This window comes from Bradyrhizobium sp. SYSU BS000235 (assembly GCF_049747295.1).
In the GTDB taxonomy this organism is placed as follows: Bacteria; Pseudomonadota; Alphaproteobacteria; order Rhizobiales; family Xanthobacteraceae; genus Afipia.
This window is the reverse complement of the sequence record NZ_JBMHJM010000001.1, coordinates 3,627,227-3,641,681: the sequence shown is the minus strand read 5'-3', so window position 1 is coordinate 3,641,681 and position 14,455 is coordinate 3,627,227. Positions and strand designations below refer to the sequence as shown.

Sequence of the window (14,455 nt, the reverse complement as noted above, 5' to 3'; positions counted from 1 at the left end):
GGAGCGACAAGCTCCGCCATCATTGCGCTGACGCTCTGAAGAAAGCAGGCGTCTTGGAAGGCTCGAGATCCGGCTCCAGCGGTGGCGCATCGGCGGTCCAATCCGCGAACAGCTCCACGAGCGCTTCCGGCGGCACCGGCTTGCTCAAGAGATAACCTTGAATCTCGTCGCAGCCATGGGCCATCAGGAATCTCTCCTGAGCGGCAGTTTCCACGCCCTCGGCCACGAGCTTCAGACCCAGTGCCTTCCCCATGCCGATGATGGCCTTGGTGATCGCCTTGTCCTCCTCGTCCTGCGGGATATCGCGGACGAACGAGCGATCGATCTTGATGGTATCGATGGGAAACTTCTTCATCAGCGACATTGACGAATAGCCGGTGCCGAAATCGTCGATGGCAATCGTGATTCCGCGCTTGCGGATTTCGGTCAGTGTCGCGCTGGCCTTGACCACGTTATGCATCACCATGCTTTCGGTGATTTCAATCTGCAGATGTTCGGATGCCAGCCCGCTGTCCGCGAGCGCGTCGTCAATGTCCTTCAGCAGATTTTCGTCGGCGAATTGACGAGGCGACAGGTTGACGGCCACCGGGATCGGCGGCAACCCCTCGCGCTGCCATGCCACGCTTTGCGCACATGCCTTTCTGAGCACCCAGATGCCGATCGGGACGATCAGACCGGTCTCTTCCGCAAGCGGAATGAATTCGGCCGGTGAAATCGGCCCGCGGGTCGGATGATGCCATCGCAGCAGCGCTTCTACGCCTGTGATCTTTTGCGTGAACACGTTGCGCTTGGGCTGGTAATGCAGGCTGAGTTCCTGACGCTCCAGTGCATGGCTCAGGCATGATTCCAGCGCAAGGTGTTCGATGGACCGGACATCCATGGCCCGATCGAAGAACTGGATGCAGTTCTTCCCGGCTTCTTTGGCGCGGTACATTGCGATATCAGCATTGCGGATCAGCGCTTCACCGTCACTGCTGTCTTCAGGATAAAGGGCGATGCCGATGCTTGCGGTGACGCGGCATTCCTGTCCGCTCAAGTAAAATGGATGGTGGAAGCAGCCGAGGACCAATTGGGCGACAAGTAATGCATGTTCCCTGTCGGCAATTCCCTCCAGCGTAATGACGAACTCGTCGCCGCCGAGCCTCGCAATCCGGTTGTTGATCTGAGAGATCGTCGAAAGACGATCGGCAATCTCGATCAAAAGCGCGTCGCCTGCGGCATGCCCCAGAGAATCGTTTATCAGCTTGAAACGGTCGAGATCGACGAACAGGATTGCCAGCTTCTCGTTCCGGGATTTCGCCATCTGAATGGCGGACTTCAGGCTGTCATTGAATGTCACGCGATTGGGAAGGCCGGTCAGCGTATCGAAAGACGCGAGGTATTTGATACGCTGCTCGGCACGCATCTTTTCCTCGGCGATGTCGAAGTTCTCAAGTGCAAAAGAAATATTCGCCGCAATCCGCTGCAGAAGATCGACCATCTCATCGTCAAGCGTACCTGCGTCGCGATGGAAGAAAAAGGTAATCGTGCCGACGACGGTGCTCGCATTCCGCAATGGAAATACAGCAGCACCATTGACTTCGGCGGCAATTGCCAATGACTTCCAATGATCGACGGTCTGATCCGCGGTGATATCGGCCTTGATGCAAGGAGTTCCTGTCCGGAAAGATGTTCCTGTCAGCCCCTGTCCTTCCGGAATATCGGGGTCACAGGAAACGCGCATCTGGCTAACAAATTTGATAAGCCCCCCCGATCCCGCTTCCAGCTTGAGCCACGACGAAGCAGGTTGCTTGAGGAAGATGCCGACGCCGAGGGCCTTACCCGGACCCGCGACCGCATCGCAAACCTGCTTGAACATCTCTTTCGCGGACCGCGAGCGCAGGATCGCCTCATTGGTCGCGCTCAGCGCGCCGAACATCAGTGCAAGACGCTCGCGCTGCCGCTCCCGTTCGAAATTAGCGAGCGCAAAGGACACATTCTCGACCATGCGCTCCATGAGCGCGACGATCTGATGGTTCAGCGTGTTGACTTCGCTGAGGTAGAAAAGGAAGACACCGATACTCGCGCCATTCTTCAGAATAGGAACAGCGACCGCGGCTTTGATATCGAGGTACTTCCCCTTTTCCAACCACGGCTTCAGCCGCTCATCGTTCTGGTAATCGCTTGTGACGCTCGATCGTGCTGTCCGGAATGCAATTCCCGCGAGGCCCCGCCCCTCGACAGTGTCTTCTCGCGTCGAAATCACACAGTCGCGGAGCGCGATGAGTTCATCACCACCCGTCCCGGCAACAAGCTGCAGATTTTCTCCGTTCGCCAGAAGAGCGCCTGCGAGAACAAATCGTCCTTCGTGGACCGCGGCGTCGCAGACCCGTTGATAGAGATCGTCCTGCGAGGTCGTACGAAGAATCGCCTCATTCGTCGCATTTAGTGCGGCGAACATTTGCGCGATACCTGTTGATGGTCCCATAACAACCCCACGCCCAGAAGCCGAACGAAATTACGCGTTACGGCCTAAACCGGGGTTGATAATTAGAGTAAATTTTCGAAGAAAAATAAGCAGCGCTCTTGAGTTACAAGTGAGCAGATTTCGCTCATTCTTGATCTCAAAGTAAAAAAGCCCGCCATCTTTTCCGATGGCAGGCCTTTCTTAAACAGTTTTCAACGATTGATCACTGCGCTCCCTTACAATCCATGGTCTCGGGCGGCGCCGCGTCAACTGCGGGAATAGCCCGGATTAGACGATAGTAGTCCCACGGCGCCTTGGACTCCGCAGGCGTCTTGACCTGAAACAGGTAAAGATCGCGAAGCACCCAGCCGTCGTTCCGGACGCGTGCGTTGTGCGTCATGAAATCGTTGACCGGGATTTCATGCATCATCTTCGCAACCGTCACGCCGTCATCAGTGCCGGCCTTGGCGACAGATTTGATGTAATGCGCGACGGCGCTATAGACGCCGGCCTGAACCATGGTCGGCATGCGCCCCTTGTTGCGCTCGGCGAAACGCCGAGACCAGGCCCGCGTTTCATCATTCAGATCCCAGTAAAACGCCGACGTCAGGAGTAATCCTTTTGCTTTTTCCAGACCAAGGCTGTGCGTATCGGTGATGAAGGTCTGAAGGGCTGCGACCTTCTGGCCGCCGGCAGAAATTCCGAATTCATCGGCCTGCTTAATCACGTTGATCAGGTCCGATCCCGACGACGCCAATGCAATCACTTTGGCCTTCGAGGCCTGCGCTGCCAGAAGATACGAGGCAAAGTCCGTGGTTCCGAGAGGATGACGAACCGTCCCCAGCACTTTTCCCTTGTGCTCCTCAACCACAGCCGACGCGTCGCGCTCGAGCGCATGACCGAACGCATAATCGGTGGAGACGAAGAACCAGGTATCACCGCCATCCTTGAGGATAGCAGACGCCGTACCCTTGGCGGCCGACACCGTGTTGAACGTCCACTGGAAGCCGGTCGGCGAACAAGCCTTGCCGATCAGCTCCGAACTGGTCGAGCCCGAGAATGCCACGATCCGCTTCAGGTTGCGCGCGACGTTCTGAACCGCCAAGCCGACCGACGACACGGGAATGTCGAAGATTGCCTGCACATGATCCGCCTCATACCAGCGGCGCGCGATGGTCGCGCCGATGTCGGGCTTGTTTTGGTGATCCGCCACGAGGACTTCAATCTTGCGGCCAAGCACCTCGCCGCCGGCATCTTCAACGGCCATCTGCGCCGCGATGACAGAGCCTGGTCCAGCGAGATCCGAAAAGATGCCGGTTTGATCGTTCATGACGCCGATCTTGAGCGGCTCCGCGGCGATGGCGAGCCCTGCTGATCCCATCAAAAGTCCGATTATCAGCAGCGATGCCTTGATATTTTTCTTCATTGTTATGATCCTGTCCTCGTTTGACATCGGAAACCCGGTGTCGCGTTTCCCATCAAGCGGTCTGCGCCGCGGCATTTTCTTGTTTGCTAGGCCAGCCTGTTCACCGGTTCGCGTCCGGCGAACAACTCCTGTAGACCGCTGATCAAGGCCTGTCCCATCATCACACGCGTCTCGATGGTCGAGCTCCCGATGTGCGGCAACATGAACACGTTGGACAAATCCAGGTATCGCGCATCGAGCTTCGGCTCGTTGCTGAAGACGTCTAGACCCGCCGCGAACAGTCTTTGATTGCGCAAAGCATCAATGAGATCATCATCCTTGATCAGGTCGCCTCTGCCGACATTGACCACGATGGCCGAACGCTTCATCAGATTGATCTTGTCTTTGTCGAGAAAATAGCGCGTCTCGTCGTTCAGCGGCGATGCGAGAAGCAGGACATCGACGGTCGAAAGAAACCCATCAAGATCCTGATGCACCACGGCAATGTCGGCGTTGCGGTTATCCTTCTTTCGCGGATCGAACGTGTGGATATTCATGCCAAACGCCTTAGCCAGCATCGCAACCGCGCGTCCGATACGTCCCATGCCGTAAATGCCGAAAGCCTTTCCAGTCAGACCATGTCCGACCAGTTGCGTCGGGGTCCAGCCCGCCCACTGCCCCGACCTCACCAACGCTTCGGATTCCGTCACACGCCGTGCTGCGCCAAGCATTAGCAGCATCGCGATTTCCGCAACTGCGTCCGTCAGCACATCCGGCGTATAAAGAACAGGCATTCCCTTGGCCCGGCACGCCGCGAGATCGATGTGATCGTGGCCTACGGAATACGTGCCGATCGCTTTCACCGATTCAGGGCACCCATCGAGAAGCGGTTGATCGACCAAGATGGGCGGCGCAATGACCAGCGCGTCACATCCATCGAGCGCCGTGAGAATTTCCGAGCGACTTGGACGCTGGCCCGGACCCGCGCCCGCGATCAACTCCAGGTGGAACTGCTCGGAAAATTTTTCCAGAACTTCGGATGGCAATTGGCAGGCCAGTGCAACACGTCGCATCATCATGCACCTCTCTCAAAAACTCGAACATCTGCGGACATGATCCCGCGTGATGCCGGCAATATTCGGCGTTCCGAGCAACGCCATGGCGTTGTCCATTTCCTGCCGGAATATCTCGACAGCGCGCCTGACGCCGGCTTCTCCGCCAGCAGAAAGCCCCCACAAAAAAGATCGGCCGCTCGCGCAAGCGGTCGCTCCGAGCGCAATTGCTTTAAGAACATCAGTTCCCCGTCGTACGCCGCCGTCGAGAATAATTTCCGCGCGGCCGGCGATAGCCTGAGCAATCTCCGGCAGCGCCGTCAAGGCTGGAGGAGAATGATCCAGTTGCCGGCCACCGTGATTGGAAACCATCACCGCCTCGGCGCCCAACTCAACGGCCTTCGCCGCGTCCGCGGGATGAAGGATTCCTTTGATCACCAGCGGCCCCTTCCATCGCTCGCGGATGCGTGCAACATCATCCCAGTTTGCGCTCGGATCGAACAGCGAGGCGACATGTTGCGCGACGCTGGTAAAGCTGCCCGACGACGCCATTTCGAAATTTCCAAATTTCGGCGGCGACTTCATTGCATCGAGCAGCCAGCCCGGGCGGCAAGCCATATCGAACACGGACGTCAGCGTGGGACGAAGCGGCAATGTGAAGCCGTTTCGCACATCCCGTTCGCGCTTGCCGGTCAGTGGAAGATCGACGGTCAGGCACAACACGCGGTAGTGCGCATCGGCTGCGCGCCGAAGCAGTCCATCCATCCACTCGCGATCGCGCAGGAAGTAGAGCTGAAACCAGCGATCGCCGTCAGGAACTGCCCGGGCCACCTCTTCAATGGAAGCGATGGAATTGGTCGAGAGGCAAAACGGCAAGCCGCTGCGCGCAGCAGCCTGTGCCGCCAATACCTCGCCGTTGCGCCGGAAAAATCCCGCGAGCCCGGTCGGCGACAGCATGATCGGCATGGCCGATGCCGCCCCTAGAAAACGATGCTCAAGGCTGCGGTTGCTGACGTTAACGGCCACGCGCGGCACCAGGAACCAGTCATCGAATGCAGCTTCGTTGCCGCGCAGGGTCCGTTCATCCGCGGCGCCGCCGTCGATGAAATCAAACACGGCTTTCGGCAATCGCCGCCGCGCCAGCAACCGTAGATCCGAAATCGATTGAGCGCGTTCAAGCTGACGCTCCGAATATTCCATAAATTATCTTCCAATTCGAACAATCGAACGCTCCCGCCTCAGCAGGATCGCGCACGTCTCAAATGTTGGCAAAGAACGAAACCAATCCTATCCCTGCTTCGCGCTGATGCCACCGTCAATGGTGAGCACAACTCCGGTTGTATAGCCAGAACGGTCGGACGCAAGAAATGCAGCCATGTCGCCGATCTCACGCGGCTTGGCGGCACGTCCCATCGGAAAACGCGCCAGCAGCTCATTGTACTTGCTTTCGTCACCAAGCACGTTCTTCGCCTGGGTTTTCATCAGCGTGATGATACGATCGGTCTGGACCGGACCCGGATTGATGCCGACAACACGGATATTGTCATCGAGGCTGCGGCTTCCGAGCGCACGGGTGAAAGCCATCAACGCTGCGTTGCCGGCAGTCCCCGCGATATAGTTGAAGTCGAATTTCTCACCGGCCGCGCCAATGATGTTGACGACCACACCATGGCCGCGCGTCTTCATCTTCTGATAAACGCGCCGTGTCAGATTGATATAGCCGAACACCTTGAGCTCCCAGCCATGGCGCCAGGTCTCCTCCGAGATCTTCTCCAGCGATCCGCCGGGGATATCGCCCGCATTGTTGACCAGGATGTCGACGTCTGAGGCAACCGATGCAAGTGCCTCGATATCCTCCGGCTTACGCAGATCCGAGGGATGAACATCGACCTCGACCCCGTATGCTGCTCGCAGTCTCTCCGCGACCTTTTCAAGCTGATCCTTGTTGCGCGCAGCCAGACGAAGGTTGCACCCCTCTTCCGCAAGACTTTCAGCGACCGCCGCACCAATGCCCTTAGACGCGCCGGTGATCAGTGCACGCTTACCGCGAAGGTTTAGATCCATGACAACTCCTGACCAAGGCCTGTGAATGATATTCCGATCGTCCGACTGATCACGACCGCGACCAGCCCGCGCGCCAGCTTCCGCGCTCAACTGCACTGAAGAAGCGCTCCAATTCCGCATTAAATGCGGCGGGCTCTTCCAGATTGATGGCATGCCCGGTGTTCGGGCACATCCACAAACCCGCCGTCGGAATGGCCGCCTTCAGCATCAGATTTGTTTCAATGCACGGCGCATCTTCATCGCCGACGGCCAGCAGCACCGGCGTCGTCATTTTCGCGAATCGCTCCTGAAAATCATGAAGCGATGGGCGCAGTGTCTGATACCGCGCCATGGTGTTCGACATCCCTTGCGCGGAGTGCTGGCGAAGGTGATCGACGAAATCCTGCCATCCGCGAGGGTCCTTGTATTTGAGCTGGATGCGCGTCGGACTGTTGCCCATTTCCTCGGCCATGGCATCCATGCCGCGCTCGAGGAAGCCGCGCGCTGTCACGAGCGTATCCCGCAGCCAGGCTTCACGGTGAGAGGGCGGCGATCCCGAGCCTGCGCCGGCAGCAACGATTGCGGACGCTTTTCCGGGATACCGCAATCCGAACTGAAGCGCCGCATAGCCGCCCATGCTCAGACCGACGATGTGCGCGCGCTCAATGCCGGCGCCGTTCATGACCGCGGCGATGTCATCAACGGAAAACTCCCAACCGTATTGCTTGAGATCGTCAGGCACGTCGCTCGGCGGATAGCCTCGCGCATTATAGGCAATGCACCGATAGGACCGGGAAAAGTAGCGGACCTGCGTTTCCCATTCCCGGCAGTCCGACCCGAATTCATGGACGAAAATGATGGGATATCCACGCCCCGTCTCTTCGTAATAAAGTCTCGCGCCGGACGCCTCGACATATGCCATCCAGATCCCTCCCCTTTTTGAGGGCACTATAGACATTCCTTTTATGGCCTTGCCAGCGCCGCGACTGTTGCAGGCATGCCTGTTGCGTCATACCCAGTTTGCGTGCCAAGCAGGTCGGCATTGCCAGAGCTCCCGATTCAAATCATCTTCTCAACCGACGCATTCGCCCGAATTCAGATCGATGCCATCCGAAACAAAATCAGCAGCGCGAACACCAGCCCGCTCGACGGGCGCATGGCTTGAGATTGCCAACACGCTGCAGCGCGACATCATTTTCGGACGACTTCAACCCCGAGAGCATCTCATCGAAGACGAGATCATGGAGCGGGCGAAGACATCGCGGCACGCGGTCCGCCGGGCTTTCGAGGAGATGGAGCGCAATGGCCTGGTGATCCGCCAGCCCAACAAAGGTGTTCGCGTGCGAAGCTACACGCGCAAGGAGGTCGAGGATCTGTATGAAGTCCGCGGAATCCTCGAAACCAGGGCTGCAGCCGGCATTCGCCTTCCGGTCTCTAAAGATCTCATCGCGCGCCTGACGGCTATCCAGACCAAGCATGAACGCGCCAGCGACAAGGGCAACGTGGTCGAGTTATTCGAGACCAATAATCTTTTCCACGAGACGTTCTATCAGGCCTGCGGAAACACAGTGCTCGCCGATGCCATCCGCATGTACTCGTTGCTCACCCACCCTATCCGGATGCGCAATATGTCGGACAAGGCATGGCGCAAGGAGGCGGTGCGCCAGCACTGGGCGATGATCAAACTTCTTTCGGGCAAGGACAGCAAGGCGCTCGCCGCCCTGTGCCTCGACCATATTCGGCATCCTAAAGACTTTTATCTGTCGCTGTACGAGGACGTCGCGACGTAAGCGCGACTTCTAGTGTGACGGTTCAGACTGCTTATCCGGGATCTCCATTTCGAGCAGTGCGGAACTCAGCGCCTTGCCGTGCGCGTCGAGCGACAGCGAGCGCGTCACACCGCCACCCAACGCTTCCTGCATGACGAAATTCAAGCACGCGAGGTTCGGCAGCTCGTAACGCACCACATCTCCGCCGACGATATCGGAAAAGTGGGCCTTCACACGCTCTGCGGTCACATGTTCCGCGAGGTAGGCATAATCCCCGGCTTCATAGGCGAAAATCGCCAGATTGGAGACGTTTCCCTTATCGCCCGCTCGTGCGTGGGCAAGCTCCCGCAACTTCATCAGACAACCTCATAGGTGACATGGGTCTTGATGCCTGAGCGAGGCAACAGAGTAGAGGCCGCCGCAATCACCTCGCGTGCCGACTTCCAGGCGCCGGCCCCACCGGACGGACCATTCAGCCAAAGCGATTCGACCTCATTGCCGATCTTGATCGCTTCCGACATCGTCTCCGTTCGTCCGACAACGCGAAGGCGCACTTCTTCAGGTTCGGGACCGGTGCCGACAGCAGCGCCGCGGTGGACGGAGTTGACTCCGATCAGATCGAAGCGGGTTTCCGTGGTGGCAACGCCCGTCATCTTCAGGCGCTCTCTGACGATATCCAGGGCCAGTTGACCGCGCGCCAGCGCACCCGGACCGGCGTAGGAAATCTGTCCCTCGCCGACATAGCTGTCGAGATAACCGATCGTCACCTTCAGCGTATCGGTGCGCTGCCGTCCGCTACCGCCGCGCACCGCCACGCGATCAGGCCCCTCCTGCGTGAACGAGACGCCGGAGAAATCCGCCACCACATCCGGCTGAATGTAGGAGGAAGGATCATGCACCTCGTAGAGCAATTGCTCTTTGCAGGTTCTGACGCTGACCTGACCGCCCGAGCCATCCACCTTGCTGATCACGGCAGAGCCGTCCTCGCAGACGTCGGCGAACGGAAAACCAATCCGCACCAGGTTTGCGACGTTCTTATAGCCGGGGTCCGCGAAGTAACCGCCCGTGACCTGGGCCGCGCATTCGAGCAGGTGTCCGACCAAAATGCCCTGACCAACGTGATGCCAGTCGTGGAGACTCCAGTTGAACTCGTGGACCAAGGGGGCCGCGAACAACGCCGGATCGCTCACCCGCCCGGTGATCACCACGTCCGCGCCGTTCCGCAAGGCTTCGACAATCGACTCGACACCGAGATACGCATTGGCTGAAACGATCTTGCCCTCGAGGTCCGAGACGCGTCCCTTGCGTTCGATCAGCGGAAGATCGCTGCCAACAATCTGATCCATCACATCGTCGCCGTGAACGGCGGCAATCTTCAATCCGGAAATGCCATGCTTTTTGGCGATGGCCGCGACGGCTTTTGCAGCACTGTGCGGGTTCGCCGCACCCATGTTGGTGATGATCTTGATGCCGCGCTTGTGACACGCCGGCAGCACCGCATTGAAGCGATCGATCAACAACGGATCGAAGCCGGAGTCCGCGTCTTTGCGGCGCGCTTGCTGCGCCAGCGCAATGGTGCGTTCCGCGAGGCATTCGAATGAAAGATATTGGATGTCGCCGCGTTCAGCGAGTTCAAGCGCAGGCTCGATACGATCCCCGGCGAAGCCCGCTCCCGACCCTATTCTGACTTTTTTCATGTTGTGACGGCCCGTTATTTTTGCGGCCTTACAGGCAAAGAATACCTGCCAACTTCGACCTTGAATATCGATTAGATTATCGATAATCATCGGTCAAGATGCCTGCTGCGAGCTATGCTTTTTTGCTTCGTCCGACATCACAAACAGCGTCCGGCTTCAACAAGGGCGCGCGACACAATGCACATCCGGAGGAATTTATGCGCAGATTCACAAGCCTTGTCATCGCGGCTGTCGCCGCGCTTTCCGTTACAACGGGGGCACGCGCGGAAGTCAGCGAACTCGTCGTCGCTCAGCAATATGGCGTGAGCTTCCTGCCGCTCATGGTGATGGAGCGCGAGAAGCTTGTGGAGAAGAATGCAAAGGCCGCCGGGCTTTCAGACCTGAAAGTGAACTGGGCCAAGGTCGCAGGCCCGAGCGTCATGAATGACGGGTTGATCTCGAACACCATTCATTTCGCGGCGCAGGGTGCGCCGTCCTTGATCACGCTGTGGGACAAGACCCGCAACAATGTCGGCATCAAGGGCGTCGCGGCAATGACGACCTATCCACTGTACCTCGTCAGCCGCAATCCGGATGTGAAAACAATCAAGGACTTCACATCGAAGGACAAGATCGCCGTTCCATCCGTGAAGATCTCGACGCAGGCAATCATGCTGCAGATCGCTGCAGCGGCGGCATTCGGCGAAAAAGAATACACCAAGCTCGACCCCCTCACGATCTCGCTGGCGCATCCCGATGGACTGCTCGCATTGACCAACAACACCGCAGGTGTGAATGCGCACTATACGTCGTCACCGTTCTACGAACAGGAAATGAAACTGCCGGGCGCCCATCTCGTCACAACGAATTATGAAGCGCTGGGTGGCCCTGCAACCGCTGTCGTGCTCTCCACTAGTACCAAGTTCCGTGATGCCAATCCTAAAGTCTACCGCGCCTTCTATGACGCCCTGAGCGAGGCAATCAACATCATCAACAAGGACAAGCGGAAGGCCGCACAGCTCTATCTCGATGTCGCGAAGGACACCAAGAATTCCGTCGACGACATCTACAAAATGATTTCCGACAAGGACTACGAATATACACTCAAGCCTGCGAAAGTCGTGAAGACAGCCGAATTCATGGCCAAAGTCGGCACCATCAAGCAAGCGCCGAAATCCGTCGAGGACTTGTTCTTTCCGGAAGCAGCCGGCCTCAAAGGCGATTGATGCACATGTCCTCTCCCCGAGGCGAAGCGAGTTCATCCTCGACCCCGCTGCTTGAGGTCAAGGGCGTCACGCTTCAGTACAAGACAACCGAGATCCTGATCACCGCGACATACCGCGTCGATTTCACGGTGCATCGGTCGGATCGATACGTGCTGCTTGGGCCATCGGGATGTGGCAAGTCTACGCTGCTCAAGGCAGTTGGCGGCTATCTTTCGCCAGTTGAAGGTGAAATTCGCCTCAAGGGAAACCCGGTGTCGCGACCGGGGCCCGATCGCATGATGGTGTTTCAGGAATTCGATCAGTTGCTGCCCTGGAAAACCGTGAAGCAGAACGTGGTCTTTGCGTTGACTGCCAGCGGACGTCTATCGGGCAAGCCGGCCGAAGACAAAGCGATGCACTACATCGAGAAGGTTGGGCTCGCGAAATTCGCCGATTCCTATCCGCACATGCTGTCCGGCGGCATGAAGGCCCGCGTCGCCATCGCACGCGGCATGGCGATGGAGCCGGACATCCTGCTGATGGACGAGCCGTTCGCGGCGCTCGACGCGCTGACCCGGCGCAAGATGCAGGACGATCTGCTGCGGCTATGGGACGACACCCGCTTCACGGTTCTGTTCGTCACTCACTCGATTCCGGAGGCAATCAAGATCGGCAGCCGCATCCTTCTGCTGTCACCGCATCCAGGTCAGGTGAAAGCCGAGCTGAGCAGTAACGGCGAGGACTCGGTTCATCCGCTGTCCGGCCGCAAGCTCTCCGACACGATCGATCACCTGCTGTTCGGGCAAACCGCCTCCGAGCAAGAGGACATGCACTCATGAACGCGATGCAAGCTGCGGATCGACGCGAGGATTTCATCGTCGAGGTGGTGCGCGCCAGCGACGATACCATCCTACACAAACCGCTGCCATTCTGGGAGCACCTCTATAACAACGGTTTCATCCGCAAGACGGTGATCGTCGTTCTGCTCTGCGTGATCTGGCAGGTCTATGCCAGCTGGCTGGATAATTCGCTGCTATTCCCGACCTTCGAAGAAACCATCAAAGCGCTGTGGAAAGGCATCAGCAGCGGTGACCTGATCCTGCGCAGTTGGGCTTCGATCAAGGTCCTGCTGATCGGATATAGCCTCGGGCTAGTCTTGGCGTTCGCTTTTGCGGTGCTTGCCATCACATCGCGTATTGGTAATGACCTGCTCGAGACCCTGACCTCCATGCTCAACCCCCTGCCGGCTATCGCGCTGCTGCCGCTGGCGCTGTTGTGGTTTGGACTTGGCACGGAAAGCCTGGTCTTCGTACTGATTCATTCGGTGCTGTGGCCGGTCGCGCTCAATGCCCATTCCGGCTTCCGCTCAGTCTCCAACACCATGCGCATGGTCGGCCGCAACTATGGGCTCAGCGGCATCTCGCTCGTTAGCAAGATCTTGCTGCCCGCCGCCTTCCCCAGCATCCTCGCCGGTCTCAAGATCGGTTGGGCCTTCGCTTGGCGCACGCTAATCGCGGCCGAACTGGTGTTCGGCGTCTCGTCCGGATCCGGCGGCTTGGGCTGGTACATCTTCGAGAACAAGAACCTGATTCAGGTCCCCGAGGTATTTGCGGGTCTTTTGATGGTCATTCTCATCGGCCTTGCGGTGGAAAATCTGATCTTCCGCGTGATCGCAAAGCGAACGGTCCAGCGCTGGGGCATGCAGAACTAAGCGCTCACCAAGCCAGCATCCTTCGTCATCCCTACCAGTGCGGAAAAATGTTGGGACAACCTGATGCCGTGCGAGGCAACATGTCCCAGCTTCTTGAGATGATGGACATCACGGCCACTTGTGGCCAGACGCGCTCCGAATGGCGTCGCGATCTGACCGTACGTCAGTTCTCCATAATGCAGGACAACGCCAGGCGACATTCTAGATGAAGAATCTTCATCCTTGGATTTTTCCGTGATGTGTTCGGCAGCCGCCACCGCTGCCAAGCAAGCCGCTTTTGCCTCCTGCGGAAACATCGCGAGCATCGATTCGTCGTCGATGCTGAGGACAAAACCTCCAAGTCTCGAAACGATCGACGCTGTGGTCCTGATCGTCTCTTCCATGAGCGAGGGTTCCAAGTCCGCGACATGGGGTTCGAATTTCACCAGCATGAGCGCGGCGTCGGTCGATTCAGTTTTGTAGCTCAAAAGCCCGGAGGCGAGCATTCGCTCAGCCGTCCGTGCGCCGGAAAATCGATCGAGAAGTGGCAATTCGAGCCGCCGCAGCGCCCGAAATTCATACGCCGTTCGCAGGCATGGCAAAATGCGCTCCAAAAGGGCGTGCTCCATTGCACTGAATCCCTTCACCCGCAGCGTGCCGAATACCGCGATGCCAATCGGCCCCTCGCCAGTGCTCAGCGGCGCAACGAAAAACTCACGCAACGCCCGGCCCTTGAAGAGCCCGATTCCATTCCAGCTTGGGAAGGATGGATCACCGGCGCGAACAACGAGACACTCTCCCGCATCCATCACTTGAGCGACCGGATTTTCCCGGAAGGTCATGGATGCAGCCGCAGCGTGTCCCGCCTCATAGACCTCGACCGGTTCATCCGGTGCCCATGCGATGGTGCGGCCGGCAAGCGCGGGATGCAGGGTTCGAAAATGAAGCGACAGGCGATCCAGCGGCAATCCGGCAAGACTGAGGCGACGCCCTAACTCTCCAACCAACGCGGCGTCATCAAGGTCGTGACATTCGTTTCCGCCAAGCCATTCGATGATCGCGAGCGCGGACGCTGATGGCGATGCCCGTTCCGATGGAGAGGAAATGGCGATGCCGGGCCGATGGTGAGCTTTCATGATCACTCTCCTTGCATGCAGCAGTAGCTATTG

General features: G+C 58.2%; 13 protein-coding genes. 4 read left to right on the top strand and 9 right to left on the bottom strand.

The genetic code is table 11. The features are described from left to right. Positions 1-19: 19 nt before the first annotated feature. The 6 genes from ACP0KA_RS16970 to ACP0KA_RS16945 all read right to left on the bottom strand — a co-directional run bounded on the left by ACP0KA_RS16970 (position 20) and on the right by ACP0KA_RS16945 (position 7,868). Positions 20-2,467 (bottom strand): bifunctional diguanylate cyclase/phosphodiesterase, encoded by a 2,448-nt coding sequence (locus ACP0KA_RS16970; RefSeq protein WP_424629904.1) that lies wholly within the window; start codon positions 2,465-2,467, stop codon positions 20-22. 202 nt (positions 2,468-2,669) lie between these two features. Then, positions 2,670-3,872, bottom strand: a complete 1,203-nt coding sequence (locus ACP0KA_RS16965; protein ID WP_424629903.1) for an ABC transporter substrate-binding protein — start codon at positions 3,870-3,872, stop codon at positions 2,670-2,672. An 86-nt stretch (positions 3,873-3,958) separates the two neighbouring features. Then, positions 3,959-4,930, bottom strand: a complete 972-nt coding sequence (locus ACP0KA_RS16960) for a 2-hydroxyacid dehydrogenase (protein ID WP_424629902.1) — start codon at positions 4,928-4,930, stop codon at positions 3,959-3,961. Positions 4,931-4,939: 9 nt separating this feature from the next. After that, positions 4,940-6,103 (bottom strand): alpha-hydroxy acid oxidase, encoded by a 1,164-nt coding sequence (locus ACP0KA_RS16955; protein ID WP_424629901.1) that lies wholly within the window; start codon positions 6,101-6,103, stop codon positions 4,940-4,942. A gap of 87 nt (positions 6,104-6,190) precedes the next feature. Further along, entirely contained in the window at positions 6,191-6,967 is a 777-nt protein-coding gene (locus ACP0KA_RS16950) for an SDR family oxidoreductase (protein WP_424629900.1), read from the bottom strand. Between the two features lie 49 nt (positions 6,968-7,016). Then, entirely contained in the window at positions 7,017-7,868 is an 852-nt protein-coding gene (locus ACP0KA_RS16945) for an alpha/beta fold hydrolase (RefSeq protein WP_424629899.1), read from the bottom strand. 43 nt (positions 7,869-7,911) lie between these two features. On the opposite strand from ACP0KA_RS16945, the gene ACP0KA_RS16940 reads away from it, so the two are divergent. Further along, a complete protein-coding gene (locus ACP0KA_RS16940) occupies positions 7,912-8,736 on the top strand; it encodes a GntR family transcriptional regulator (protein ID WP_424629898.1) in 825 nt (274 codons plus the stop codon). 9 nt (positions 8,737-8,745) lie between these two features. On the opposite strand, the gene ACP0KA_RS16935 is transcribed toward ACP0KA_RS16940, so the two are convergent. Together ACP0KA_RS16935 and ACP0KA_RS16930 are read right to left on the bottom strand one after the other, a co-directional pair. Continuing rightward, positions 8,746-9,072, bottom strand: a complete 327-nt coding sequence (locus ACP0KA_RS16935; RefSeq protein ID WP_424629897.1) for an AtuA-related protein — start codon at positions 9,070-9,072, stop codon at positions 8,746-8,748. Beyond that, a complete protein-coding gene (locus ACP0KA_RS16930) occupies positions 9,072-10,412 on the bottom strand; it encodes an acyclic terpene utilization AtuA family protein (RefSeq protein ID WP_424629896.1) in 1,341 nt (446 codons plus the stop codon). The genes ACP0KA_RS16935 and ACP0KA_RS16930 overlap by 1 nt, the downstream gene beginning before the upstream one ends. A 197-nt stretch (positions 10,413-10,609) precedes the next feature. Between ACP0KA_RS16930 and ACP0KA_RS16925 the strand changes: the two genes are divergently transcribed. From ACP0KA_RS16925 to ACP0KA_RS16915, 3 genes are read left to right on the top strand one after another with little or no spacing between them, the layout of a single operon-like run. Then, complete coding sequence (locus ACP0KA_RS16925; RefSeq protein ID WP_424629895.1) at positions 10,610-11,617, top strand: ABC transporter substrate-binding protein; 1,008 nt, start codon at positions 10,610-10,612, stop codon at positions 11,615-11,617. A gap of 5 nt (positions 11,618-11,622) precedes the next feature. Next, positions 11,623-12,435 (top strand): ABC transporter ATP-binding protein, encoded by an 813-nt coding sequence (locus tag ACP0KA_RS16920; RefSeq protein ID WP_424629894.1) that lies wholly within the window; start codon positions 11,623-11,625, stop codon positions 12,433-12,435. Next, a complete protein-coding gene (locus ACP0KA_RS16915) occupies positions 12,432-13,307 on the top strand; it encodes an ABC transporter permease (RefSeq protein ID WP_424629893.1) in 876 nt (291 codons plus the stop codon). Before ACP0KA_RS16920 ends, ACP0KA_RS16915 begins: the two co-directional genes overlap by 4 nt. On the opposite strand, the gene ACP0KA_RS16910 is transcribed toward ACP0KA_RS16915, so the two are convergent. Next, complete coding sequence (locus ACP0KA_RS16910; protein ID WP_424629892.1) at positions 13,304-14,422, bottom strand: adenylate/guanylate cyclase domain-containing protein; 1,119 nt, start codon at positions 14,420-14,422, stop codon at positions 13,304-13,306. The genes ACP0KA_RS16915 and ACP0KA_RS16910 overlap by 4 nt on opposite strands. Between the last annotated feature and the right edge of the window lie 33 nt (positions 14,423-14,455).

Excerpts from the sequence above, each read along its gene's own strand:
- ACP0KA_RS16910 (WP_424629892.1), bottom strand. The coding sequence starts at position 14,422 with ATGAAAGCTCACCATCGGCCCGGCATCGCCATTTCCTCTCCATCGGAA.
- ACP0KA_RS16950 (WP_424629900.1), bottom strand. The coding sequence starts at position 6,967 with ATGGATCTAAACCTTCGCGGTAAGCGTGCACTGATCACCGGCGCGTCT.
- ACP0KA_RS16935 (WP_424629897.1), bottom strand. The coding sequence starts at position 9,072 with ATGAAGTTGCGGGAGCTTGCCCACGCACGAGCGGGCGATAAGGGAAAC.
- ACP0KA_RS16915 (WP_424629893.1), top strand. The coding sequence starts at position 12,432 with ATGAACGCGATGCAAGCTGCGGATCGACGCGAGGATTTCATCGTCGAG.
- ACP0KA_RS16920 (WP_424629894.1), top strand. The coding sequence starts at position 11,623 with ATGTCCTCTCCCCGAGGCGAAGCGAGTTCATCCTCGACCCCGCTGCTT.
- ACP0KA_RS16940 (WP_424629898.1), top strand. The coding sequence starts at position 7,912 with ATGGCCTTGCCAGCGCCGCGACTGTTGCAGGCATGCCTGTTGCGTCAT.
- ACP0KA_RS16960 (WP_424629902.1), bottom strand. The coding sequence starts at position 4,930 with ATGATGATGCGACGTGTTGCACTGGCCTGCCAATTGCCATCCGAAGTT.
- ACP0KA_RS16955 (WP_424629901.1), bottom strand. The coding sequence starts at position 6,103 with ATGGAATATTCGGAGCGTCAGCTTGAACGCGCTCAATCGATTTCGGAT.
- ACP0KA_RS16925 (WP_424629895.1), top strand. The coding sequence starts at position 10,610 with ATGCGCAGATTCACAAGCCTTGTCATCGCGGCTGTCGCCGCGCTTTCC.
- ACP0KA_RS16930 (WP_424629896.1), bottom strand. The coding sequence starts at position 10,412 with ATGAAAAAAGTCAGAATAGGGTCGGGAGCGGGCTTCGCCGGGGATCGT.
- ACP0KA_RS16965 (WP_424629903.1), bottom strand. The coding sequence starts at position 3,872 with ATGAAGAAAAATATCAAGGCATCGCTGCTGATAATCGGACTTTTGATG.
- ACP0KA_RS16945 (WP_424629899.1), bottom strand. The coding sequence starts at position 7,868 with ATGGCATATGTCGAGGCGTCCGGCGCGAGACTTTATTACGAAGAGACG.
- ACP0KA_RS16970 (WP_424629904.1), bottom strand. The coding sequence starts at position 2,467 with ATGGGACCATCAACAGGTATCGCGCAAATGTTCGCCGCACTAAATGCG.